The 25243-nt window shown below is 59.4% G+C and carries 24 protein-coding genes and 1 pseudogene; 17 read left to right on the plus strand and 8 right to left on the minus strand.

The window, feature by feature from the left end:
- Window positions 1–154 precede the first annotated feature (154 nt).
- Window positions 155–298: a hypothetical protein gene (locus GCT13_RS48535; RefSeq protein WP_193727751.1), complete on the minus strand. Its 144-nt coding sequence runs from the start codon at window positions 296–298 to the stop codon at window positions 155–157.
- 325 nt (window positions 299–623) lie between these two features.
- On the minus strand, window positions 624–1010 hold the full coding sequence (locus GCT13_RS24800; RefSeq protein ID WP_152762588.1) for a hypothetical protein: 387 nt from the start codon (window positions 1008–1010) through the stop codon (window positions 624–626).
- A 560-nt stretch (window positions 1011–1570) separates the two neighbouring features.
- Between GCT13_RS24800 and GCT13_RS24805 the strand changes: the two are divergent.
- Window positions 1571–1805: pseudogene (locus GCT13_RS24805) on the plus strand (cold-shock protein).
- A 128-nt stretch (window positions 1806–1933) separates the two neighbouring features.
- Here GCT13_RS24805 and phbB read toward each other — a convergent pair.
- Entirely contained in the window at window positions 1934–2674 is a 741-nt protein-coding gene (gene phbB, locus GCT13_RS24810; RefSeq protein ID WP_152762590.1) for an acetoacetyl-CoA reductase, read from the minus strand.
- A gap of 541 nt (window positions 2675–3215) precedes the next feature.
- On the opposite strand from phbB, the gene phaP (GCT13_RS24815) reads away from it, so the two are divergent.
- The 10 genes from phaP (GCT13_RS24815) (at window position 3216) to ligD (ending at window position 13087) form a co-directional block, all read left to right on the plus strand.
- The gene (phaP, locus tag GCT13_RS24815; protein ID WP_152762592.1) at window positions 3216–3779 is read left to right on the plus strand and encodes a TIGR01841 family phasin; all 564 of its coding nucleotides are present in this window, start codon (window positions 3216–3218) and stop codon (window positions 3777–3779) included.
- Window positions 3780–5254: 1475 nt separating this feature from the next.
- The gene (locus GCT13_RS24825; RefSeq protein ID WP_227746993.1) at window positions 5255–6997 is read left to right on the plus strand and encodes a putative bifunctional diguanylate cyclase/phosphodiesterase; all 1743 of its coding nucleotides are present in this window, start codon (window positions 5255–5257) and stop codon (window positions 6995–6997) included.
- 428 nt (window positions 6998–7425) lie between these two features.
- Window positions 7426–8457, plus strand: coding sequence for a hypothetical protein (locus GCT13_RS24830; protein ID WP_152762598.1), 1032 nt, complete (start codon window positions 7426–7428; stop codon window positions 8455–8457).
- Window positions 8458–8837: 380 nt separating this feature from the next.
- The gene (locus GCT13_RS24835) at window positions 8838–9041 is read left to right on the plus strand and encodes a hypothetical protein (RefSeq protein ID WP_227746994.1); all 204 of its coding nucleotides are present in this window, start codon (window positions 8838–8840) and stop codon (window positions 9039–9041) included.
- Between the two features lie 491 nt (window positions 9042–9532).
- Complete coding sequence (phaP, locus tag GCT13_RS24840) at window positions 9533–9883, plus strand: TIGR01841 family phasin (protein ID WP_152762600.1); 351 nt, start codon at window positions 9533–9535, stop codon at window positions 9881–9883.
- Between the two features lie 75 nt (window positions 9884–9958).
- A complete protein-coding gene (locus GCT13_RS24845) occupies window positions 9959–10156 on the plus strand; it encodes a hypothetical protein (RefSeq protein ID WP_152762602.1) in 198 nt (65 codons plus the stop codon).
- Between the two features lie 126 nt (window positions 10157–10282).
- Window positions 10283–10441, plus strand: coding sequence for a hypothetical protein (locus GCT13_RS48540; protein ID WP_193727752.1), 159 nt, complete (start codon window positions 10283–10285; stop codon window positions 10439–10441).
- A 637-nt stretch (window positions 10442–11078) separates the two neighbouring features.
- The gene (locus GCT13_RS24850) at window positions 11079–11807 is read left to right on the plus strand and encodes a hypothetical protein (protein WP_227746995.1); all 729 of its coding nucleotides are present in this window, start codon (window positions 11079–11081) and stop codon (window positions 11805–11807) included.
- On the plus strand, window positions 11779–12084 hold the full coding sequence (locus GCT13_RS24855; protein ID WP_227746996.1) for a hypothetical protein: 306 nt from the start codon (window positions 11779–11781) through the stop codon (window positions 12082–12084). The genes GCT13_RS24850 and GCT13_RS24855 overlap by 29 nt, the downstream gene beginning before the upstream one ends.
- 64 nt (window positions 12085–12148) lie before the next feature.
- On the plus strand, window positions 12149–13087 hold the full coding sequence (ligD, locus tag GCT13_RS24860; RefSeq protein ID WP_227746997.1) for a non-homologous end-joining DNA ligase: 939 nt from the start codon (window positions 12149–12151) through the stop codon (window positions 13085–13087).
- Window positions 13088–13291: 204 nt separating this feature from the next.
- Here the strand turns inward: ligD and GCT13_RS24865 are convergent, their stop codons facing one another.
- The 3 genes from GCT13_RS24865 to GCT13_RS24875 all read right to left on the minus strand — a co-directional run bounded on the left by GCT13_RS24865 (window position 13292) and on the right by GCT13_RS24875 (window position 15205).
- Complete coding sequence (locus GCT13_RS24865) at window positions 13292–14488, minus strand: arabinose transporter (RefSeq protein WP_152762708.1); 1197 nt, start codon at window positions 14486–14488, stop codon at window positions 13292–13294.
- A gap of 35 nt (window positions 14489–14523) precedes the next feature.
- Window positions 14524–14727, minus strand: coding sequence for a tautomerase family protein (locus GCT13_RS24870; protein ID WP_152762606.1), 204 nt, complete (start codon window positions 14725–14727; stop codon window positions 14524–14526).
- A gap of 67 nt (window positions 14728–14794) precedes the next feature.
- Window positions 14795–15205 carry a (R)-mandelonitrile lyase gene (locus tag GCT13_RS24875; RefSeq protein ID WP_152762608.1) on the minus strand — a complete coding sequence of 137 codons (411 nt, stop codon included), beginning with the start codon at window positions 15203–15205 and terminating at the stop codon, window positions 14795–14797.
- Window positions 15206–15319: 114 nt separating this feature from the next.
- Between GCT13_RS24875 and GCT13_RS24880 the strand changes: the two genes are divergently transcribed.
- The 5 genes from GCT13_RS24880 (at window position 15320) to GCT13_RS24900 (ending at window position 22101) form a co-directional block, all read left to right on the plus strand.
- A complete protein-coding gene (locus tag GCT13_RS24880) occupies window positions 15320–16225 on the plus strand; it encodes a LysR family transcriptional regulator (protein ID WP_152762610.1) in 906 nt (301 codons plus the stop codon).
- Between the two features lie 297 nt (window positions 16226–16522).
- Window positions 16523–18058: a hypothetical protein gene (locus tag GCT13_RS24885; protein ID WP_152762612.1), complete on the plus strand. Its 1536-nt coding sequence runs from the start codon at window positions 16523–16525 to the stop codon at window positions 18056–18058.
- 635 nt (window positions 18059–18693) lie between these two features.
- Window positions 18694–19185, plus strand: coding sequence for a RidA family protein (locus GCT13_RS24890; RefSeq protein WP_152762614.1), 492 nt, complete (start codon window positions 18694–18696; stop codon window positions 19183–19185).
- Between the two features lie 172 nt (window positions 19186–19357).
- Window positions 19358–20380 carry a zinc-binding dehydrogenase gene (locus GCT13_RS24895; protein WP_152762617.1) on the plus strand — a complete coding sequence of 341 codons (1023 nt, stop codon included), beginning with the start codon at window positions 19358–19360 and terminating at the stop codon, window positions 20378–20380.
- Between the two features lie 746 nt (window positions 20381–21126).
- Window positions 21127–22101 (plus strand): hypothetical protein, encoded by a 975-nt coding sequence (locus GCT13_RS24900; RefSeq protein ID WP_152762619.1) that lies wholly within the window; start codon window positions 21127–21129, stop codon window positions 22099–22101.
- Window positions 22102–22561: 460 nt separating this feature from the next.
- Here GCT13_RS24900 and GCT13_RS24905 read toward each other — a convergent pair whose 3' ends face one another.
- Window positions 22562–23050 (minus strand): DUF7686 domain-containing protein, encoded by a 489-nt coding sequence (locus GCT13_RS24905; RefSeq protein ID WP_227746998.1) that lies wholly within the window; start codon window positions 23048–23050, stop codon window positions 22562–22564.
- Between the two features lie 449 nt (window positions 23051–23499).
- Complete coding sequence (locus GCT13_RS24910) at window positions 23500–23826, minus strand: hypothetical protein (protein ID WP_152762710.1); 327 nt, start codon at window positions 23824–23826, stop codon at window positions 23500–23502.
- 754 nt (window positions 23827–24580) lie between these two features.
- On the opposite strand from GCT13_RS24910, the gene GCT13_RS24915 reads away from it, so the two are divergent.
- Window positions 24581–25225, plus strand: coding sequence for a MarR family winged helix-turn-helix transcriptional regulator (locus tag GCT13_RS24915; RefSeq protein WP_152762621.1), 645 nt, complete (start codon window positions 24581–24583; stop codon window positions 25223–25225).
- Window positions 25226–25243: the final 18 nt, after the last annotated feature.

The raw sequence follows: 25243 nt of genomic DNA on the forward strand, positions 1-25243 counted from the left end.
AGCGACCCACAGTCGACGATTGTGAACGTCGTCGTCTGAATGACGACTCTTGAGCGTTTGGCCGCCTGGCATCAACGCGATGCGTCGCCTCCGAGCGGTATCCTCGGCTGCTCTCTTGCGAGAGCGGATCGGAGCCTCTACTCGCGCGCCGCATCTACAGGATGAAAATGTGGCATATCTGCCCCATGCCGTCGGTGAACTGGAACACATTCAGTCGGCCGGCTCTGACGTCAAGCAGAAGCTGCTCGACATCCACAATAGCGTGCGCAAGGGACGGGTTGCATTCGGTCTCGGACATGAGGTTCCGCCTTCTCTCGAGAAGTCGTTGGATCGCGCTGGCCCGGGAAACAAAGATTTGCTCCATCGATAACCACCTCAACCAGAGCGAATACCGGCTAACGCCGCTGCCCCACGCAGACCGATCGGTATGTGGCGCGAACCACCGCACGAAAATTCACTCACGCAAAGCGCAATCTTCAGCAAAGCGGCAAACCTGAATGCCTTGATGCAGACCGCTGCAGCGCTCGTAGCTCGCCGGATAGTAGATACCCGACGCAGAAGAGAACATCTAGCCCTCTCCCTCGCCCCGCGCCCTGGCAAAGCGAGCGTGAGGTAACCCTTGCTTACTGTGCTTCGCCGTCGTGTGAGCGCAGCCTGCTGAACCGGCTCATCTCCACGAGATGGTCCAGGCACATGTCATAGACCGCTCGCACAAACGTAGCGCGGAAGTCGGGTCGGGGATTTTTGGAAGCCGCGGCTGACTCGTCGCCGAGCAACACCGGCAAATTTACCTCGGCGCGTTCAGCAAGCGTCTGCGACCAGCTTGAGATTGACACCCGCTCAAACCAGTCCGCGTCGCCCCCGTTTGCGGCCAGCCAGATTCGTTCCAATTCGACGACGTTCCCGATAGTGAGCCAATCGCCACTAACGAGCCTTGCCAAAAGTTGAGACTCAACCAGAAAGGCGAGCAACTCGGCTCTCGCCCGAAGGTCCAATTTCAGTTCGCTCATGACTTTATATGTACTCCCTAAAGATAAACAAAGCTCATCGCAATAACGCGAACAAAAACCTTGTCTTCAGGCGATCACTTAGTTGATTCCTTAAGACACCGCTTTCAGAATAGTCAACAAGCATAATCTCGGGGCACACTGGGCAACGGTCGCACGCGTAACCCGGCCGATATGCACGATGTCACGCTCGACAACTTGATTCATCTTAGCCCTCAGAATCGCTTAATACTTGTCCATACGGGATGCTTGGCGCCATCTCGCTTAAAACGTACACAATTGAGAGACTCAATTCAATCATATTGCCGTGAAATCTAACGGCATGCTCGCAATTAAAACCAGGATTTAGTAATTTCTGCCCACTCGCATCAAAACGCATTAAAACTGGAATCGATATCACGGTAATAAAGTCGCAAGCTGCAGGCATTGGACCTCTTGCCATCAGCTGGATATGCTGATCGGCAGATTTCCTCCCTGTGTGGGACAAAGTCGTCCGTCGCGGCTGGTCGCGCCGTGCGATACCGCAAGCGCAAATGTGACTCTCAACATCTGCAGGATTAAAAATGGCAACTGGTGCTGTGAAGTGGTTCAACGATGAAAAGGCTTGCGGTTCATCAGGCCGGAATGATGGCGGCGAAGACCTGTTTGCACATCTCTCGGAAATTCTGAGCAGTGGTTTTTATATCCGCGCAGAAAAACCAGATGGTGAGTTTTCACGCAAAACAAGGCCGAAAGGGCAAGCAGGCAGGCAACATTCAATCGAGAAGCATGAACGTGTCATGGCACGCGAAAAAATGAATGGTCCGCCAAGGCGGACCATTCATTGTCAAAGGCGAGTGCCAGCGCTTGTTACCGCGGCTGGATGCGAGTTGGCGAAAGCACAGGCGGGGGTTGTCAATTCTGCATCTACCCACCTCGCGCAGAGCTCAGCCCATGTGCAGGCCGCCGTTCAGCGAGAAATCCGCGCCCGTCGCGAATGCGGCTTCGTCACTGGCAAGCCATGAGACGATTGACGCAATTTCCGCAGCCTCGCCGAGGCGACGCACGGGGATGCCCTGGACGATTGCATCCAGGACTTCGGGACGAACGGCACGGACCATGTCTGTCCCGATGTACCCGGGCGAAACCGTATTCACGGTGATGCCCTTCGCCGCTACTTCCTGGGCAAGCGACATCGTGAAGCCGTGAATACCCGCCTTGGCAGTCGAGTAGTTGGTTTGCCCAAACTGCCCCTTCTGGCCGTTCACTGACGAGATGTTGATTATCCGGCCCCACTCCTTGCGGACCATCTCCTCAATGACCTGCTTGGTCACGTTGAAAAGACTCGTCAGATTCGTGTCAATGACGTCGTTCCAGTTCTCTCTGGACATCTTGCGAAACGTACCATCCCGCGTGATGCCGGCATTGTTCACGAGCACGTCGATTTCACCGACTTCTTTCTTTACCTTTGCGAACGCCGCTTCCGTCGACTCCCATTCCGCGACATTGCCCTCCGATGCCGTAAAGGAGAATCCCAGCTCCGCCTGCTCGGCTAACCATCGCTCGCGTCGCGTCGATTTCAATCCACAGCCGGCCACGACGGTAAACCCATCTTTATACAGACGCTGACATATTGCTGTTCCAATACCGCCCATACCGCCTGTCACGTACGCGATCCGACCAGCCATTTATGCACCGTCCTCTTTGATAAAGGCTCTCATGCTCTGCGCTATCCACCCCTCACGTCAATAAAAATCATTCGAAAGCAATTCGTTATGCATAATCTCGGTCATCTATTCGCCGAATATGCGTCGAGCATCCAGCAACCACCTGACGGGAGCGCAATTATGAGCGTCAAGCTCGTGTTGAATTCGAGCGCGACCGTGGTCGGTGATAGCGCCGAGTAACGGTTCATGCGGAACGGCAGCGATTTTTTTTGCGGCATCGCACACACACCAGCAGAAGTTCACCCCAGCTTCCCGTGGATGCATCAACCGCTGGCCGTGGTCTGCCCCGAAGGTCCTCTGAACCTCAATGTCATCGGGGCTTTCGACGTGACTGCCCCACCGCTTCTCGCCCCGCGTCGATAATCGGTTGACATTCGCGCGCTCAGCCCTACAATGGGACACTGCTGCATCGCACCAACGATTCCTGTCTTGTGGCTCGTCGTTCGTGATTCCGTTCAGCGGTATCCCGGACACTCGCCACTTCACCCTTATGGAGTTAGTGATGAGCAGTCCTGTCCCTCAACAGCTGTTCGCCGCGCAGAAGGCCGGCTTCGAGACAACATCAGCATTCCTCACTAAGTCTTTCGAAGGCATCGAAAAGCTGGTTGTGCTGAACCTGCAGGCAGTCAAATCGATCTTCGCCGAGTCTCAGGAGATCGCGGCCAAAGCGTTTTCGGCCAATGCCCCTGAGGACCTGCTCGCCCTGCAGGCCAGTTACGCGCAGTCGGTGACCGACAAACTGCAGTCATACGGCCGGAACGTTTACGACATCATCTCCAGCACGCAAGCTGAATTCGCGGCGAGCGCTGAAACGCAATTCCAGAAGCACTATCGCGAGACGCAGAAGTTTGTTGACGAGTTCGCAAAGAACGGACCGGCGGGAAGCGAAACCACTTTCGCGGCATGGAAAGAATTCGTCAAGGCGGCCAGCGAGACGTATGAAGCTGCCGCAAAAGCGACGAAGGAGGTACTGGAGACTGCCGGAAGCAGTGTCGACGCTGCGTCCTCGGCGCCAGTCAAACGGACCCGACAGGCGGTTACACCTCCCGACGTCGCCGAGAAGTAGCGGCGGCTCTGGCGCACCGCAGTCAAATTTTCAAGCGAGCCCCTGTCCGCTTTCTCTTTGCACGTCTTGAGGCCCAGCGGCGCAGGTACCACAGATGCCGTCATCAAGCGGTGTTTTGAGTTGGAAATTCGCAGACAACGCTGCGCCGGCCGCCACCCTGGCTTCGTTGAATGAGGTCCGGTGTCCAACCCGCGAAATAACCAGAGGCTTGTGGCCAGAAGAACTGGGGCGTTGAGGATACAACGGCGCACAACCGAAACCCGGGGAACGAAGTTGAAGGAGAAGCGGATGAACACCGCAGAAAAGTCCTTGCGTTCACTGGTTGACAGATGGCTGACGCCAACTTCCGCTACCCCAGTTCGGGTAATCCAATTCGGACGCACAAGCTCCAGCCGGGGACGTTACGTGCGTGTTGAGGCACATCGACCAGATGGGCCGGTTGCGCTTTTTTTCTTCCGGCACAATGACGGTACCTGGCGCGTGTTTCCGCCTGACACTGCGCGCTCACAATACCTGTACTGGCTAGGTGCCGTGTGAATGCGTTAGCCGCGGCAATGCCGGTCGCTTGAGCCTTTTTGAAAACGACTTGTCGCCACAGTCCTCGTGGTACCAGTTTTCTCAATGTCAACTTCTTCGCCTCAGCGGTCTTCCCTTCCGCGACCTGCAAGGTCGCAGCCCTGTTATCCAGCAGTCCACGATGACCGCAGTTTTCGCCTTGCCTGCAGCCCCCCCTGCATCGGCATCGACCGATACCGGCAACGCCGACTCGAGGTCAGCCCCAGCTTCCTCAGCAGGTTCATGACGTTGCGCTTCGCACGATAGCTCTCCCGGATAGCCTCCAGCTCGTCAGCGAACTCGGCGTACTTCGTTCGGTTGATTTGCGCAATCAGGTCTTCGTAGCTTGAAACCCTACGATCCGATTCGCGTGCGTGCCGGTATCGGTATTTTCTGGGGACGACGTGTCGGTCATGCTCAAGGCAACGCATTGAATGCCGTCGATTTACCAGAATGCACTCCTTGCAAGCGAGCGGGCAGTTTCGCAGTTACCCGCATCGAGGCGACACGAGGTCCAACCGAATGCTGTACCAGTTCCCGCGCTATAACCCTTCCATGTACCAACATTCTCCTCGAATGGCCATGCTGGATGACCGCAGATTTCCCGGTTGCAGAAAGCAGCCGAACTTGTGAGACGAACACGGGCAGCTATACTTTTAATCGTCTGACCAGACGGGCACGCGGGAACGTCAACCCTGCGCGGCGCAGGGCTTCGGCGGGGTCCGCACACCGGCTCGTCGCTCTCGGAGGCAATCATGGTTTCGGCACAAGCGGCGCACCATTGGCCATCGCGGGGCGGGGCACATCGCGCGAAGCAGGCATCGGCCGCCCTGGGGAGCGCAAAGGTTCTACCCGGGCACAGCCATCGCGCCCAGGACCCGAGATCCCGAACGACAGGCCCGGGCACTTCCGCTCCGGCAATGGGTAGCTTCGCGCAGGCAGTCGAGGCAAGACTCGAGGCGCTCGACGAGGTGCACGTCAGTGTGGAGAACAGGCCCGTCGTCCTTTACCGTCTGCGCGGCGAGCCGGCGCTTCCGCTCGTATACCTATCCCACGACATCGCACGGTTCGGGCATGACCGAGACGCGTTGCTCGCGTCGCAGGCACGCATCACGAACCTGATCGATCCGCGCGACCGGGCGAGAGTCGACGCGGCCATGGCTCGCGTGCTGGAGCGCAACTGCAACGGCGCATCGGTCGAATGCCGGATGCGCGCTGGCGACGGCACCTGGGTCTGGGTCGAGAACCGGCTCGTTCCGGTGCGCGACAGGGACGGACGGCTCATCGAAGTCGAGGGGATGCTGCTCGGCATGATGGGAAAGGAGACCGCGGACGAGCACCTCGCGCGGCTCGCGGGCACGGATGCGCTGACCGGCCTCCCGAATCGCGCGACATTCGTGCACCGGCTACGCCACACGCTGGCGGCTGCCCAGCGCGGCGCAGTGCCGTTTGCCGTTTTCCTGCTCGACATCGACCATTTCGGCTCAGTCGGCGACACACTGGGTCATGGGATCGGCGACCTGCTGCTTCGGGAGACCGCGATGCGCCTGACGGCCTGTACAGGTGAGCTCGATCTCGTCGCCCGGCTTGGCGGCGGCGAATTTGCTGTACTACAGACGGAAGCAGGCGAGCCGGCCGCTGCAGGCTGCCTGGCGGTGAAGTTCCAGCATGCGCTGGCGGCAGCCTGCCGCCTTGACGGCAACGATGTCCATATCACCGTCAGCATCGGTGTGCGCCCCTACCTCCATGGCGATGCTGACGTGCACGCCTTGCTCGCCCATGCCGACCTCGCGCTGCGCCGCGCGCGGCAGGAGGGCGGCAACCGGTATCGCTTTCATGCCGACGCGCTCGATCACGCCGTCTGCGAACGCATGACACTCGCAGACGATCTGGCACGCGCCATCGATCTCGGCGAACTGGAACTCCAGTACCAGCCCGAGGTCGAGCTGTCGTCCGGGAACATTGTCGGGATGGAAGCATTGGTTCGCTGGCATCACCCGACGCGCGGCCTGCTCGTTCCGGACGTTTTCATGCCGACCGCCGAGCAGGCTGGAACCATGTCGACGATTGGACACTGGGTACTGGATCAGGCATGCCGGCAGATGCGGGCATGGCGCGACCAAGGGGTCGCTCCACTCATGATCGCCGTCAATCTGTCCTTATGCGAACTCGCGAGCGGCCAGGCATTTGTCAGCGATGTCGAAGACGCCATCGCCCGATGGCGGCTGGCTCCGTCTGATCTTGAGTTCGACGTCACGGAGGCGACGCTGACCCGCCTCGCCTGGGCGCAAAACGATGTGCTGCTGGGGTTGCGCAAACTCGGGGCGAAGATCGCCATCGATGATTTCGGCAACGAATACGCGTCGTTCGACTACATCCGGAGTTTGCCTGTGAGTCATGTGAAGATCGCCCGCCCGGTCATCCAGCGGCTCACTGGCGACCCCGAAGGCGCAGCGACGATCCGCGCCATGGTGTCCCTCGCGCGCGAGGCGGGGATCGGAGTGATTGCCCAGGGCGTGGAGACCCAACAGCAGCGCATGTTTCTCGCGGATACGAATCGGGCGACCAAGGCGCAGGGGTTCCACTTCAGCAAGCCAGTGGGCGCTGCTGAAGCCACTGCACTCCTGCGCCAGGGCTACACCGCCGCATTGATGCGAGAATGAGACTCCACACCGGCAGTCAAATGGGCTCACCAGGCGATTGCCTGCGGCATCGCTCCTGCCCGTCTTCAGGCCGCGCCCTGTGCGGCGCAGGCACCCATGATCGCATCTGCAGCCCGCTCGACATCTTTGCCCGTCGTGACGACCCACTCGGGATTCCAGGAGGCCCCAACCTCCGCGCACCTTTGATTGTCGTCGGTTGCGCGCGCAACGCCGGTGTGTTTGCCACCATTGTGTTCAACAGCGCCGCATTCTCGCTGCTGCTCTTTCCTGCGGCGCCCGTCACCTGTTAGCACGAACGTCACCCGGTGGTCGGCGGTGAAAATCAGCGCATGCTGTCCGCGTTCATCGTCGAGGTCAACTGCAGGACGCTCTGAAGCCTACGATTTCCTGTTTTCGCAACAGGAGCGCCCGCCCTCCTCGGCCAGTTCATGCCGGCGCTCATCAAGGTCGCTGACCCGTCAGGGTCGTTTCATGGCAGGCCGACCGGAATGCCCGTTCCGCAGGAGGCACACGAAAGTGCAATGCGTCCGGCATTGCACCTCAAGGCGGATTCAGGCGAACTGCTGGTCGACGTCCATCAGCGTCTGCGAAAAGGCGATCCGGCTCCCAGGCGCGTCGTCAATCGTCGCAACGACGTGCTGGACAGCGTCGATTTCAACGTGAGGGAACGGCTGCCGTTGCGAGACACGATCGGTCATGGAGAAGATCACCGTCGAGCCGATGCCCGGTCAGGGCCTGCGATTCATGATGCAGGAAAAACGGGCAACCGCGTCAGTATTCGTGAATGCGGACAGGATCTGCTTGAAAGCACAACGGACGACGGCGCCCTTCTGCGGTACGAGGCGGTCCGATCGATCTGGCTGACACTTCAGGAGCTCCGGATCGTGCGGCAGGTGGAGCCCGCATCAGGCGAGACGCAATCGATCCTGGCGACATACGTACAGGGAACCGCGCATCTGGACGACGGATATCTGTGCGTGATTGGAGAACCCGGGACCAGGCAGCACGCCGTCAGCGTCACGTTTGCGGCCCGCGAACTTGATGATGGAGATCATCGCGGTCTTCGCGAATGGCAGGATGCATTGGGCATCACGTTTTCTGACATTCCGCTCGGTACGGCCAGGCTTGGCTATAACGCCGCTGATCATGCGATGCAGGAACCAGGCCAGTGGTGGGCATCGCTCCATGTTCCCGCCAGCAGCATGCCGGGGCTTATCGAAGCAATCGACGCGGCGCGGCTCACGGACGTCAGGCTCGCGCTATCAATGAAGAATAGAATCGGTATTCGCTCGCGACCAAAGTCGCCGAAACGCAGGGCAACGCGTGCGTATATCTCAGACCGGATAGTGTCAATGCAACGGTCTGCCCGAAGTCGCGACAGGCTATGCGACCCACATGACGTTCGACCTGGCCAGGATCAGGCTTGGCCATCCCGATGGAGGACGTTCAGGCGACGATGATGCGTCCGGGCGAGGCGCCATTCAGGAAGCGGGAGCTGTTCGGGCGCTTGACGAGAAACTGGGTACGCTGGCCATTCTGGTGAAATGGCGTGCCGCACTTGTTGTCATGCTGGTTATTGCATTTGCATTCGCGAATCATTGACCGTGTTCGGTGATCGGGCGCTGCGTTCGCATCGGCGATTTTGAATCCGCATAAGGACCGCTCCGTCGTGAGACAGCATAGCCTGCTTCTGCTGCGGTTTCTCATCATTCGAATGTTCGAAAGTTCATAGCCACTTGAAGCCAGAACTGAAGCCGCCTACGCTGGAAGAGCAGCGCCGGGTCGCGAGCTTCATAAAGCGCAGGCAGTGAACAACGTATCGCGAGGTACGACAATGAAAATGTCTCACCGACTGCGGTCCCATTCGGCAGGGCCGGTTTGGGGGCTGATTCAGGGCCTGTTCCTGACGGCCGTCGGGATCAGTTTCTGGATCTATGTGAAGTCGTTGCTACCCGGTCGTCGCCTCGATGAATCGCTTGCGATGGCCGCCATGCTGATCGGCGCGTTTTCTGGCTGTTTATGCCGGACGGGAACTCAGGCATAAACATCGGTAACGTCACGGCCCCGGTAACCATTCGTTGCATTGACAACGGCGCGGTCGGGTCGGGGCCCTTCCCCATGTTTCACCCGTACGACGGCGGACACGAGGACGCGATTTAACGCCTCAATGTGGCGCGCGGGGATGCGTCGGATGTACACCTGCCTCAAACTTCATCGCTCATGCGTCGCCTGCGAGCGCCTGAAAGACACGCATTTATTTCCATCAGTCCGACCGGGTTGCATGCTGTCTAGATCAGTGCCGAAGTGCGAAGCCATTGCAGTTCGTGAATGGGCGGAACGGCAATCGCAATCAGGGTATGTCCCTATCAAGAAGCATTTCGAGCGCTGATTTAACAAAGTTAGAATGTTTTATCTAAATGAGCAAAACAGTCTTTGCTCGGTCAGGTACGAGGTCGTGGGCCACACCCGATAAACACCGATCTTCCGCCTGGCACTGGTCAGGCGCTCGTCGGAAAAAAATCACGGAGAGAATGAATGAGCGCACTTATCCCCGAGCAGTTGATCACGTCGCACAAGGCAAACATCGCTGCCCTGTTCATGCTGACCGGTCAGATGTTTGACGGCTATCGCAAACTGGTTGAGCTGAACCTGGCCGCAGCCAGGACGGCGTCCGCCGAGAGCGCGAAACTGTGCCAGGAGCTCTTTTCCTGCACGACGCCCGAGCAACTGCTCACGCGTCAAGCAGACCGGGTGCAACCGGAGGCCGAGCGGGTCCTGTCGTATGCAAGTCATTTCTGCGACATCGTGCGCGACACCCAGTCGAAATGGATGCAGGCGGCACAGGCACAGTACGACGCGAAGAACCAATACCGTTCGCGGTCCTGAGTTTATGACCGGAAAGATGAATAACTGGCAGGCGTTTTCGTACCCTGCATCTCTTCGCTCGCCCAGGAGGCAGCCGTGCTGAGTCCGCACGAATTCACAACGCTGATGGTCGTCAGGGACGCGCCGGACCAGATCGAAACGGACCGTCTTGAGCTTCGCACGCTGCTTGATCTGCGGCTGGTAACGCTTGAACCGCTCGCGGCAGGCCGGCAGGGCCCGCGCATCACGTCGGACGGCAAGGCGATTCTGGAAGCCGTTGCCCGCATGGGTTAACTGGCAGCGGTGATTGCCGTCTGCCGGAGTAACCGCGTACAGCCCCCGGCGTTGTGGCGGCAACTGTTTTTGCAAGGACCGGTGACCCGTCAACGTCTCGAACCCGGTGTGACGAAGGAGACAAAAATGAGTGCGTCATCGATCGGTATTGTGGTCGGCATCTTTGTGCTGGTCATTGCAGCGATCGGGGTGGCTGGACACTATCGACGCGAACATCGTCGCGAGCAGTTGCTCAAGAATCTCGACCATCATGACTGGTGTCACTGGATCCGCGCCCGCAGGTAGGCCTGGCCAGGGCGGAATGCGGCAGCAACGTGGAGGAGACTACCGCGCGCGTCATCGTGCGGCCTTTGGGAGAAAAAGTCTTTCCAGCATGTATTGCGATCCCCCGTCAGCTGTCTGGGCCGGCATTGTTGCATCGTCGACGAACTGATTGATAGGCAACCTGATTGTGAGAACGCCCTGCCTTTTCGAGCGGGCCCGGTTGTTAAACGGGAGCCAGTTGTGTATCGTTTGGGGTTCCGGAAGTTATAGCAGTTACCCCTGACTTTTGGTGCGTGTTGCGGCCCACCGTCCCGATAAGGCGGTGGGTCTTTTTTATTGACCTGCTGACCCAGCGACGCGCATCCGTATGCAGGCCGAATGTACCCTTGCCGTGAGGGAGGGACACCCAGGTGTAAGTACGGCATGCGGGCAATAGCGAAAGCCCTGTTCCTCCAGCCGTCGGATGCAACTATCCCTCGATTGCATGAGTCGGCGCCGCCCTCCCTCAAAACTTCGAAGATGAACGCGACCGGCACAACCTCGCCAGACCGGGCCGCATGCGTTCAGCACGCCCGACGACCCCGGTGTGTGTGATGAACCGTCGCGTTCGAGGTCGCATCGACAAAACGTGCACTACGGTTAGGTGATGCAGGTAGCGATGCTGGCCGCCGGATTCAGCGCCGGCGAGGCGGACCAACTCGCAAGGGACCACGACACGAAGGTCAGCTCTGGTCGAGCGAGCGCCCTGCATGTGCTGCTCATCGCGCGCTCACGGTGTGACGCCACCATCCTGCCCGCACAGGCCCGCCGGGAAATTCCAACCGGCGCGAAGGCTGGGCAGGCATCGGCGATGCTGGGAATCTTTCATCCCGTTCGAGGCTGGATCATGGAAACCGCGATCTTCATTCAGTGCGCGAGCCAGCAGGCCGCCGATAATGCGCTGGTTCTTCATGCAGTGGAAGTCGCCGTCCACACGCTGGAAGTGCATCACGGGCTTACGGTGCACTGCGAGGACGACGTCTTTCAGCTGGACTTTGAGCCCCAGCTTCACATCGTCACCCCCGCGATCCATCTGATCAAAAGCGGCACCGTCGCCGTGCCTCCCGCGCCCGGTGTTGCGAAGGCGATCGACCTCGACATGGAGCAACAGACGACGGACGAGGGATGCGTGCTGCGCGCCTTGCACGTGGCGTCGTACACCCTTTCGGTGCATTGCGGCATGCTCGGCGTATCGGAGGGCGACGCATGGACTCTCGACTTCAAGCCTCAAACGGACATGCTATGGCAGGCGATGGCACTGATGGGCGTTGATACGTCGAAGCCCCTGCGCGCGCCCATCCCCCGGCGAGATGCCGAGGATGACGATGATGACGCGCCAACGCTTTGAGCAGCAGCTTGCCGCCCTGCTTCAAAGGTGGCCCGTCGGCACGACCGCCGATCTGAGTGATTGCATCGTGGCCTATTGGAACGGCCACCAGATCACCTACGCGTTCCTGTGCGATAACGAAAGCGGCCAGGTCGACGAGGAATTTGACGTCGACGATTACGTGTGGGACGAGTGTCGTCCCGTGTTTGAAGAATGGCTGGCCGAGCCTACCTTTACGCTTCGCGACGAGGTGAAGCGATGGTTGGCTGACGCGCCGCCATTCGAAGAGGGTCGATGAGATGGGTCGCTGGGCATCCGCGCGTTCAACGCGCGTCCGTGCAACCACGACGACCTCCGGCGCAATGCCTCTCCTGATCGAGCCGCAACTGGCGACACTCGCCGCGCATCCGCCCTCGCGTGGCGACTGGCAATATGAGATCAAGCTCGATGGTTACAGAATGCTCGCGCGGATAGACTGCGACGGCGTGCGACTGATCACCCGCAACGGCCACGACTGGACCACGCGCTTGCCCAAACTGCGCGACGCGCTTGCAAGGCTTCCGGTAGACGACGTGTGGCTTGACGGCGAAGTCGTCGTGCTCGATAAGGAAGGCCGAACGGACTTCAACGCGCTACAGAACGCTTTCGACCTGCGCAGCACGGCCAACGTCACCCTCTACCTCTTCGACCTTCTCTGGCTGGATGGAATCGATCGTCGCAACGAACGTCTCATGACGCGTCGGCGACTACTGCGCGAGCTGCTCGAAGTCATCGACGAACCACTGATTCGTTTCTCGGAAAACTTCGACGCTGATCCGACCCAGCTCATGGAGGCAGCGCGCTCAATGAAGCTCGAGGGCATCATTGGCAAACGTGTCGATGCCCCGTATCGGTCGGGACGCTCAACAACCTGGATCAAGCTCAAATGTGGACGACGCCAGGCGTTCGTCGTCGGCGGAATCTCTCGCGGCAGCGCGGGTGTGGACTCGCTGATGCTCGGTGTGTTTGAGCAAGGCGGCAGGCTCCGCTACGTCGGCTCAGTACCACCGTACTTCAGAAGCAGACAAGCCGCGGCATTCCTCGCGCGCGCGACGCCACAGCATGAGGCACCCTTTCGTAATCCGCCAAGACCCGAACGCGATCGCGAGTATCTCTGGCTTTCTCCGGAAATCGTGGTCGAGGTCTCCTTTCGGGAATGGACGCCTCGCGGCGAACTCCGGCACACGAAATTCCTCGCGGTACGCCACGACAAATCGGCGCACGATGTCAGCATGGAGGCGGTGACCGATCCTAATCAGTAAGGCATCCATTGCATTCCAGACGGCGAGTTCCGGGTTCGGCCAGTTGCGGCCACTCGCCTGAACCTCGAAGTTGTCATTCGAACGGCTGCCTTGTAGCTGGAAGATATCAGCGATCTTTTTGCTGGAGAATTGCGGCCAGCGCGCGCGGTCGGCAAATGCAATCCAGCCTTGCCACCTCCGACAGCCAGCAGCCAGCTCGTTGAGTCACACAGCGACGCGATGCTTCCGGAGTAGTTGGAAAGCCACGCCTGCCGTGCATGCAACAACGACGGCACTGACCAGAAAGACCGCACGCAGGCCGGCGTGTCCGCCAACCCATCCCAACGCCGGGCTGCCGACAGACATCGCAACATCGAGAAAGGCCGTGTAAGTGGCCATTGCCATGCCTCGGTTCTTTGGCGTTATCCCGCTGACTGCTTCAACGCCCAACCCCGGATACACAAGCGAATAGCCGAAGCCGGCAAGAGCGGCCCCCGCAGATGCAAGCAACCAAGTCCTGGCCAGCCAGATGAGCAGCAGGCCCGCCGCATGAACGATGACGAATATTGCCGCGACTCCTGCCCCGCCGAACCGGTCAGGAAGGTGACCGACAATTGTGCGCGCCGCGATCAGTGCGACACCGAATGCAGTGAAAGCCATCCATACCGGCTGCCAGTGCATGTCTGCGAAGAAAAGCGAACCGAACGCCAGAATTGCGCAGTAGCCGATACTGGCGAGCGCTGCGCCGAGACCGGGTAGCCAGACAACCCGCATGATCGTGTTGAAGGAGGCATGCTCTCCATGCGTGTGGGGCGCGACTGCTGGCATCCGGATCAGATAAGTGAGCACCATCAAGGGCAGGATAGCTGTTAGGAGTGCGATCGCTGAAAATCCGAACGACGTGTACAGGATGGACCCGATGGGTCCGCCGAGCGCCATCGCTGCGAACATCGCGGTTCCGACCCATGCAATCACTTTCCCGGCATGTTGTCTGTCTACCAGCCCGAGCCCCCAGGCGACGGCCCCTGTGATAATGAAGCTCTCAGCCCCTCCGAGCACCGCGCGACCGACAAGCAGGATGGCAGCGGACAGCGCGGGCACTTTGAGGAAGGCGAGCGAAAGCAGATACAGCAGACCCGCCACCACAGCAGCAACGAGACCGGCGAGCACGGCGCGTTTCGCGCCCCGCCTGTCGGAAAAGGACCCCGCCCAAACGCGCGAAAACAACGAGGCGGCGAACTGCGCTCCTGCAACCAGACCGACCATGAACGGACCGAAGCCGAGACCGTTGCTGACATGCAAAGGCAGCGCCGGAAGTGCTACGCCAATGACGATGAAACCGGCGAGCACTGCGGCCATCACCGGCATCAGGGTCGCAACAACGGACTGCGCGGCAGCTGCTGCCGCAAGTGATTTGTACATGAAGCGTGCCTTCACATCCTGTATCCGGGTTTCTTCTAGATCGTTTGAGAACGCTCCTCAATGTCCGGCAGATAGACTTCCTGCTTCCATCGGTCAGACGGAATTTCCTCAAAGCCGACTGAAACGGATTCCTCGTCGTAGCCAAGAATCTGCATCACATCACGGGTGATGGCCTCGGCCAGACGTCGCTTCTGCTCCTCCGTCTTTCCGGGCCATGCTTTAACGACGACATGGGGCATGGCGTCTTTCTCCTGTGGTTGAAAAGACCGGGCAGGTGAAGCAGGCTTGCGGCCTCGTGAACTGCACTTACACCTGCTCGCCGCTGCCGAGGTACTGCTCGTCAGTGACTTTCTCCAGCCATTCGACGTTCCTGCCGTCGAGCGCTTCCTGAATGGCGATATGTGTCATCGCGGTCGTCGAAGTTGCGCCATGCCAGTGCTTGTGGCCAGGCGGGCACCAGACGACGTCACCAGCGCGGATTTCTACGCGCGGCTCGCCTTCGCACTGGGTCCAGCCGCAGCCGGCTGTAACGATCAAGGTTTGGCCGAGCGGGTGCGTATGCCAGTTAGTCCGCGCGCCCGGCTCGAAAGTGACGCTCGCACATGAAACGCGTGCCGGCGGAGGTGGAGCGTTCAGCGGGTCGAGCCGCACAGTGCCCGTAAACCATTCTTCAGGGCCTTTCTTCGAGGGCTGGGAGCCCGCACGTTTCAATTCCATGACTGTTCCTCGTCGGTGTCGTCCGGGGGTATGCCCGGTTCAGCTAATCTAACTCCTGGCAATTGATGCGACTAGATGGCAATATCGGCATGCCCTTATGCTGTGGAGCATTAATTGAAAGAGGATTTCAACGATCTGGTCGGCTTCATGAACGTCGCGCGTGAGCGCAACTTCACGCGGGCGGCCGCCCAACTGGGAGTCTCGCAGTCGGCCTTGAGCCGTACGGTTGCCGGCCTTGAAAAGCGGATGGGCATCCAGTTGCTGACGCGCACTACCCGCAGCGTCTCCTTGACGGAGGCAGGCGAACGGCTACTGGCGGCGATTGCACCACGTTTCCAGGAAATTGAAGCGGAGGTCGATTCCTTGCGCGCAATGACAAGCCGCCCAGGCGGAACTGTCCGGATCACGACCACCGACTACGCGGCGAACTCGTACGTTTGGCCGCGTCTGCAACCGTTGCTGCGCCAGTACCCGGAACTGAAGATTGAATTGGTCAATGACTACGGGTTAGCCGACATCGTCGCGGATCGGTATGACATCGGCGTGCGGCTAGGCGACCAGGTGGCCAAGGACATGGTAGCGGTGCGAATCGCCCCTGACATGACGATGGCAATCGTGGGCTCCCCCGGATACCTGCAATCGATTGCACCTGCGAAGACGCCGCAGGATCTGACGCTGCACAACTGCATTAATTTGAGACTGCCAACGCGAGATTCACTGCTCCCCTGGGAGTTACGGAAGGGACGACGAGAACTGCAGGTGCGGGTCGAAGGGCAGCTCACCTTCAATAATGTCTACCAGATGTTGGACGCGGCGCTTGAAGGATTTGGGCTCGCGTACGTGCCCAAAGACCTGGCCGAGATGCATGTCCGGGCGGGGCGTCTGCGTTGGGTGCTGGAAGACTGGTTTCCCACGTTCGTCGGGCATCACGTCTATTACCCTGGTCGTCGCAAGTCATCGCGTGCAGTCGAGCTTGTAGTCGACGCATTGAAGAGCGGCTATAAGCGTCGAGCGCAGTGACCGGCAAACGGCGATCACGACGCAGATTTTCACCACCCGGGTCATACGCTATCCGCTGAATGCGGCGCAGGCCAGCAAGTGAGTCATCGGTTGCGCGCCCGATGCGCCGCGATTGCTGCCTGCGGAGCAACCCCATCGGGAACCGCTTCAACGCGTCTGGGTAGCGCCCATCAGGCGCAATCCTGCCTGCTTGCTGGACGTCACATTGCGCTCGCCTGTGCCTAATCCATGTACTAGTATCCATCAGGGTGCTTCGACAGGCTGGTCGTACCAATCGACGAGCAGAAGGAGAAAACCATGGGTATGCGCGCACTTCCCGTCATCACCGCACTCGCCGTGATGCCTGCAATGGCTCTCGCCGGACCCGGCAGCAACGCTCCCTGGTATCCCTCGCTGATGGCCTTCGAGCACTACGACTCGGGCCGCAGCCACCTCTTTGCCCAGGCCAACTTCCACGGCTCCTTCGCACAAGGAGGCAACGTGGTCAGCGCGCGGGTTTCCCTCGATGATTACCTGACGCCCTACAACGTCGTGTACCTCGGCGCCGACTCGATGTTCATCTATGGGGGCGGCTATGGCGACAAGGGCGGAATCGGGGCCTTCGTTGCGCGGGTGGATCCCAAGACGCTGAAGACCGTCTGGGCCAATCAACTCATCAACACGGTCGACACCAACGAGTGGGACTATCCGGGCGTAGTGAGCATCCTGCGCGATGGCTATCTCTACGTCATCTACGGCTACCGGATTGCCAAGCTCGATCCCCGCGACGGACACGTGGTGGCGGGGCCGGTGGAACTGCCCACCGCGCCGACTGCCGATCTGCGCGACACCTCTTACAACGGCCTCGACGCGCTGCCCGACGGCACGCTGATCACCAAGACCGTGTACCGCGAGAAAGGCTGTGAGGAACAGGGCTTCTCGGCCTTTCTGGATTGCCCCCATCCGGCAGCCGTTCCCCGCTCGATCATCGTGGCCATCGATCCCCGGACCCTGGAAGTCGTTGATAAAATCACGGCCGAAGAGTTCATCGGCGGACGAATCACCTCGGTCCGATTCCAGGGCAAGGACTACGCCTATCTGGCCGGCTCGACCAAGATTTTCCGCTACCTCTACGAAGACCGACATTTTTCGCTCGACAACTCCTGGGGGCCCGTCGTCTATCGGGATTCCAGTTCCGGCCAGACCGCCGCCTCGGCCGTCATTGTCATGAACGACTGGGTCGTCTTCGAAGACAACGCCACCCCGGTGGACAACCCGCCTGCCGGGCCGTCTCCCTGGATGACAGTGATGGCGATCAACCAGGCCGATACCACCAGACAGTTCGCCGTCCAGCCCTTCAAGTCATTCCAGTCGCCATCCAACATCATCAGCTTCTCGCCCTCGTCCGTGTCGGTCGACCCGCTGCGCAACCGCATCTTCGCCCTCGATGCCGGTCCCGGCGTCATTGGCGTGCTGGAACTGGATTCCGATGGCCTGCAAACCGTCTGGACCGCACAGCAACGCACCACCGAATTCCTCGCCCTGATCGGCCCGCGCGAACGCCGCGTTGTAGTGGGCACTGACATCCCAGCCAACCAGGCGATAGGCTCGAACACCGAGGACACCATCGTCTGGCGCGAAGCCGAAACCGGACGCGAATTGGCCCGATCGGAACTGCTCCCTGCAGTCGATACGGGGACTGATCCAGCCCGGCTATGCAGGGCGAATGTATTACATGGCGCAGGAAGGCAAGGTTATCGAGCTTACGGTTGGCGCTGCTCCCGCAAGAGGAAATTAGGGGTTTTCTGTCCAGGGGGCGGCAAGCTCGCAGCGGTAGCGAGAACAGCACAGTGACAACCGAATAGCGTTTATCCGCTGCCGGAATGGGTTCGAATCGCGCTGCGGCGGCCAACTTCTTCAAGCCGATTAGCGATGACGATTCCTCGACCTTGATCAAGCTTAGCCCAGGTAGCTCTTCCTCCGGATGTCCGAATCGCCCCGTGAGCAGTCGTTGATGCCTCCACCCGTGCGAGCGTCTGATGCGGGTCCGGCTGCTGCCTGACGCGGCCGATGAGCGGGCAACAACGGCGACGGCACTATGTCAGACCGGGATCGGCGATGAAGAGACACTCGCGATTTCGCGTCGAACGGCCGCTCACCGACTGACTCGGGACGACTGCAAAACCGCGCCACTTTTTGCTCTGCAATGTTTCAATTTTTCAAAGTTCGCACCAGAAGTGCTCTGTTTTGTGTTCGGTTCCACGCGCCGATATCTGCGTGCCGCTTGTCGCTGTTACGTACCGTCCACCGATACGTTTCCACTTTGCACACTCAAGCCATATTTGACGGTGGCACAGGCGGACCAATGCTCGACGGCATCCACTACTCAGATCGATGTGCGGTCAGGATCGTCCTCGCGATACAGCTGTCGCAACCTTGAAAGCTAATCGCTGACTACTAAGGTGCTTCACAGGATCAAGGAGAGAATCATGGCAAGAATCGAAGCAAAGCTGGAACAAATGGGACTGGCGTTGCCTCGTGCGCTACAGATGCCGGCAAACGTGCAAATGTCTTTACCGTTTGCATGGGTACGTGTGAGAGGTGCGCGCGCCTTTGTCTCTGGTCATGTACCGCTGAACCCGGACGGAACAATTGCGCAACCTGTCGGTAAGGTGGGTGCCGATGTTTCTCCAGACGAAGGCTATGCTGCTGCCAGGCTTGTCGCGCTTGCACATTTGGCGAGCCTCCACAAGGCGCTCGGGGACCTGGATCGTATAACAGGCTGGCTACGTGTTTTTGCGATGGTCAACGTCGCACCCGGTTTCGACCAGATGCCGCGGGTCGCGAATGGCTTCTCGGATCTCATCCTTGAACTGTACGGACCGGACATTGGAACGCACGCTCGCTCGGCGATTGGCGTGGCACTTCCGCTCAACGTACCCGTTGAATGCGAGGCAGAAGTCGAGATCGACGGAGCATGATGAGCGCCCCATACATCATCGGGTTCTAGCCGGCCATGATCTCTCCATGCCAGCGCAGATGAATTCTCGCGACCCGCTGCCGGCTGGTATCAATTGCCACACCCGTAGCGTTTTTTAACTCACGATTTGCGCGTGGGGCGCATTAAACGAAAGGCTGTCGGAATAACAACCTATGAAGCAAATCTGGATCACTGGTCATGGCGGACCGGAAAAGCTCCAAGTGCGTGAAGTGCCCGACCCGAATCCGAAGGCAGGGGAATTGCGCATTCGCGTCAGGGCATGCGGCATCAACTTTGCCGACATCCTCGAACGACGCGGCTTGTACCCGGATGCACCGCGCCCGCCAACAGTCGTTGGCTACGAAGTATCGGGTATCGTGGATCAGATCGGCAGCGAAGTCGACGAGCAATGGCTTGGCCGCGACGTGTTCGCGCTCGTCCACTTCGGCGGGTATGCCGACACTGTAACGGTTTCGACCGCGCAAGTATTTGCCAAGCCGATCGCATTGGATCACGCCCATTCCGTCGCCCTGCCCGTCCAGTACCTCACTGCCTGGCAGTTGCTGGTCGTGATGGGGGCGGTGACAGCCGGCGATTCGGTGCTCATCCATAATGCAGGTGGAGGTGTCGGATTGGCCGCAATCGATATAGCACGCCACTTGGGAGCGACGATCTACGGGACGGCAAGTCCCGGCAAGCATGCATTCCTGCGCGAACGTGGCCTCAATCGCGCGATCGACTACACCCGTGGCGACTGGAGGGAGGAACTCATGCAGCTTACCTCAGGCGCCGGGGTCGAACTGATCATCGACCCTCTCGGCGGCACACATTGGAAGAAGAGCTATTCGGCGCTGCGTTCGACAGGTCGTCTCGGGATTTTCGGCATTTCCAGCGCCACGAGCTCGCAGCTACCCGGCCTGCTGCGCTTGGTAGCATTAGTCGCCGCAACACCATGGTTTCATCCGCTCGGTCTGATGAGTCGCAATCGTGGCGTATTTGGGGTTAATCTTGGTCATCTCTGGGGCGAACTCCCAAAGCTGCAAGTGTGGATGAGAGCACTGCTTGACGGAGTCGATGCAGGTTGGATTCGGCCCCATGTCGACCGCACTTTTTCATTTGAACGCGCCGGCGATGCACATGCCTGGATAGAAGATCGCAAAAACATCGGGAAGGTTGTATTGAACGTCGAAGAGTAGGCTTCTCCGAAGTGCCATCTCCGCGCCCGCGCTGCGTGCGAATGTCCGTATCGGTAGGACAGCGGACCCGCGCCCATGCTGCGCGAGTGACTCAAACGGGTCTCAACGCCTTCAAACCCCAACTCATCCACAAAAACATCCACCACGCGCACCGGATTAGTGTTTGTCACGTAGTCGTCAAGCACTTCGGGAAAGAGGAAGCTTTGCGTACGATCTTCGCCTTGAACGAACCGCTCCATCTCGCTTCTCCCCGTTCTACGACGAATACATTTAGCACTACGAAATTGCGTTTTGACACAGTCTGGTCCGGTTGCTGCCTTTCGCAGCATAGGTCCGAGCATTTCGAAACGAAGGGAGTGGCGTGTCCCCGCCTTCTTCGTCCGAAGTGACGAGCAACGTCCCGTTATGGTCGTCGGTTGCCCAGATCAAGCCTTGGTCGTCGACCTTGATGTCGGATGGTGCACCGTCATAGCGCAACAACGGCGATCGCCTGCGAGAAGCTCATGATAACCGGGACGAAGCCCGCGAGTCGATTTCGCGCGAAAGCGTGCGACATGGGCCACCGGCGATCGCGGGAGTCGACTGTGCTAAATTGTCTTGCTCAACGTCGCGAGGGATAGGTTGTGAATTGGATGACCCGCTTGTTAAAGAGAGCGCGAACGGAGCCGGAAACACCCAGGCTTTTGAGTGAAGCATCTGTTCACCGTACGCAAGAGACAGCCGCAACGACCGCGCTGATGCGGGCTATGGAATCGACCGTGCATCAGCGTCATTCCGACGCGCTGGCGACCTACCGGCGCCTCACAGCCGAATTCGCGACACATCAGGCAAACGCCGCACTCATCGCAACCTGGCGCCGCCAGATTTCTGAGCAGAGAGAGTTGTTGCGGGCGCTCGAGCCGGAGGCCGAGCTTATCGTCTATCTCCTCAACCGTTATGCGATGGTGGACGGCCGCGACCATCGAACCCTGAGTGCATTAGAGCAGGCCGAACTGCTGAGGACGGAGCTTCCCGAGGAACCAGCCCGGGTTGCTTGCGAGAGGCAAGAACCGGCGGTGCCGCGCGACCTTCTCGACAGATCGTTGCGGACCGCCCCTCAAGCCGGCGAAGCAGGCGAATTGAGCACTGAGGAGCTTGAACGGGCGAACGCGCAGTTGGCTCAGCAATGTGCCGACGTAACAGCCGGCATGCCAGCGGACGAATGCGCGGAAGAGCTCGAGCGGGAAATTGCGGCGCTTCAGCACTCGGTCGAATCGAAGCAGTCGGAGACCCATGCGCTGAAGTCAATGTTCCTCAAATATGGTGCTGTGCGCGGTATCCTGCTCAACAGGATGTCCGAGCGGGAACGCCGAGACGTCTTTTTGAAAGGCGCGCGGGACCTGGCAAGGGCGAAGCGAGATCAAGAGCGCGCAGCGGAGAAACCAGCGGGGAGTGAATTGCCACCCGCGGTGCAGGAAAAGGGCAAGGTGTACCTTCGAACTCGTCCAGAGGCAGGGTGGCGGGCCAAAGCGTCGGGGACCAGTGAGAGCAAGCCCGTCGATAGCTTACTTGCAAGCTGGAGCGACGCGCAGGGGCGAGTTTCTCCGCAGCACGTAGCGGACAAGCTAAGGATTAAGCGGCGCGCAGCCAAGAAAATTCTTCAGGACGCAGTCCAGCGGGGAGTCCTCGTCGCGCTGCCAGATGGCTGGTACGAGGTCGCTTCTCGCCAGCCGCTCACGTAGGTCTTATTCGCAGCTCGTCACCTATATGCGCGGTAAATATAAGTCTCTTGTCATGACAGGGCGCCCGGTCGCGCGGTAGCGAGAATCTGGAACACCAGAGCCCGGCGCACCAGGCTTTCATGTTCTTTTAGAAAAATGAGTCTGCACATCCATTTAATCAGCAATGCTTACTACTGCGCTTCATTCATTGAATCCCGAAGTGTGCAATTTACGGCTGTAGAATTGGAACACCAATAAATAGACATTAGGGCGATAGTGTTTAAAGGAATCGGGATTGAAGTACACATGCAGCGGCTGACCAATCGGTTCGCACATGCCCGCTAGCAGAGAGCTGTCGTATCGGACATATTCGAAATTGATGTGCGGGCCGCCCCTACCGTTAAGGTTGCCGCGTATGGTAACGACGCACGCCTCCTGTAGCAGTCGCGTGACAACAGTTCTGCGGCGTCGCCCCCGCGACTCAAGGCTCTTCGCCCGGATCAGCGATATCAAGCCTGAACTGCCATCCTTCCATGCTCATCAGCATTCGCCCAAGATCGATCCACGAGACCTCCTGGCCGTCGACCACCACGAGTGGCAAGTGTCCCTCCTGCGACTCGTCCCATTCGATACGCCCGCGCACCGTGCTGTCGATGATCCGGCGCTCACGAAAAACAATGTGCCTGACTGACAGTGCGCGACGAATCTTTTCGACGAGGCGCCCGAGCAATACAAGCACGTCATCGTCGAGCTCGCCGATCAGCTGGAACCGGTAGCCGGCGGGAAGGTCTCCGCGAAGCTCAAAGGCATCCAGAGCGATCAGGTCGCCCAGAAGGCGGATCTGGAAATGGAACTGGTGGGACTCCCCGCTGCAATCGATCATCCGGATGGGATCAAGCCGGACATTCTCGAACCCGGTGAAGCCGGTTGACTCGGCAATCCTGGCGTTGAAGCAAAGACTGCAGACCAACTCGTGGCGACCATCATCGGAGCCACAGTTATCATGTCATAGGGCGGCGTCAGGTTTCCACATTGTTCGCAACGCTCATGTGCCATGTCGTGCTTGTTGTAGCGGTTCTTCCTGCGATCGCAGGGAGGATGGAATCAGGTTGCCTTCTTCGGAGCTGTTCGCCACACGTTGGCAGCCCTGTGCCACGTAACGCATGCTCGCATTGACCCGGGTCGGAGCCGACGGAACGGAGCCGCTATTGTGATAGAGACTGCCTGGGTTGCGACCCGGTTTTGCGATCCCACGGTATGGGCGTGACACCGTTCTTCCTCGACGTTCAGCTAGATGCCGGGTCTCTTGACTGTTGGCAATAGAGCAGAGGTGCACAGGTAGCACGAGCAGAGCCGTCGTGCAATGGGGCGCCGAAGTGCAAACAGCCCCAGTCGGTTGGACCGGGGCTGCCGGACAGGTCAGTGCAGCTGTCGCTTCAGGTCGGAGAGTTCCGAATGCATCGAGCTGACCGCATCCCTGATCCTGTCATCCAGACCGCCGGCCTGTTGACAAGCTCGCTCTGCGCGATCACCGATCTGTTCGAGATCGTCGACCCACAGCCGGATACGATCCTGATCCCTGGACGACATCACCTTCTTTGCCGACTTGCATTCCCTGTCCAGTTCGTCCATCGAGTTCATCAGTTCTGCTGGAATCGTCTTGTCGGCGTGACAGGTCCGTGATATATCGCTGACGGTTTGCTGCAGGTGAGTAAAGCGCTTTTTGGTCTCACTGGCATGCAACAAAAAGTCCCACAGGTGAGTAAAACGATCTTTGAAATCACTGGTTTGCAACATGATGCCCCCTTCTGGAACATCAGTCCCAGATGAATTCAGGCAGCACAAGACGGCGGGTTGCCCGTGGTATCGCGGTTCACCGTTTCAATTGGCCGCCATCGCTTCTGGATTGCGTCAAAGCGGCCTCCGGGCACGCCAAAGGCGTCTTTCCAGTGTAGGTGATAATCGCTCGTCTGCGCCCAGATGACCGGGCCTCGTGCGTTAGCTGCAAACGGTCCTTTCCTGCGACGACGATGCGAGCGGAGCGTCCACATCCGCCGGGGTCGGCCATGAAAAATCCTGCCTATGTATATAAACGTAGTAGTATTTAACAATGGTTTCTTTTCCTGTCGATCTTGCCGATATTGAAGCTTGCGTGTCTGCTCGCAAGATGTGGCGCCCATGCATTAGAGCGGTCGTATCCCACGGATCTCGACAGATTGCACGATAATTAGTTATACGACTCTCCGTTCTTTCTCGCATAGAATGTCGTTTTTCACTTGCGGCGGTTGCAGCAAACTACCTGTCCGCAGGCAAACGCTCGCAACGGAATCTGGCGAGTTGAGAGTCCGGCGGAAGAGGCCTGAACTACGCGATATTTTTGAGATTGCTGGAATCGGCGTGCCGGAGGTGCGACCACGCTGCCCCCAGTGACTGTCAGCTTGCGGGCATGGTACATCGGATGTCAACGCAGGACCACACTGTCAACATCGAACGGAAGACCATGAGCGAAAGCGTATACGGAGAGCAGGCAACCGGGCGGGTGACCCACAGCCTGCTGCGACTCAGCACGGCGATGCGAAGCCAGGCATGGGAATGGGCGGAAGGCGCGAGTTTGACGCCGACGCAAGGCGAAATCCTGGTGCTGCTGATGCAGCGCAAGGGTCCGATGCGTCTGGGTGAGATCGCACGCGAAACCGCGCTGACGGCGGCCACGACGAGCGATGCCGTCAGCACGCTCGAGAGCAAGGGGCTCGTCGAAAAGCGCCGCGCCCTCGACGACGGCCGCGCGCTCGCGTTGCGCCTGACGGCTCGCGGCCGCACGGCGGCCAGGCGCGCCGCGCAATGGCCGGACTTCCTCGCGAAAGCGGTCGGCACGCTGCGCGACGAAGAGCAGTCGCTGTTCTATCGCACGCTGCTGAAGACGGTCCGTCAGCTCGAAGTGCAGGGTCACATTCCGCCGCACCGGATGTGCGTGACATGCACGCACTTCGAACCGGGCAGGAATCCGAAGAAGACGGCGCACCATTGCGCGCTGCTCGATCTGTCGATGGCGGATACGGACTTGCGCCTGGATTGCCCGGTGCATGAAACGGCCGATGCAGCGACGCAGAAAAAAACCTGGAAGATCTTCGCGCAGCAAGGCTGAGTCCGCTACTGCGAAGCC

The organism is Paraburkholderia franconis, assembly GCF_009362735.1.
Lineage (GTDB): Bacteria > Pseudomonadota > Gammaproteobacteria > Burkholderiales > Burkholderiaceae > Paraburkholderia > Paraburkholderia franconis.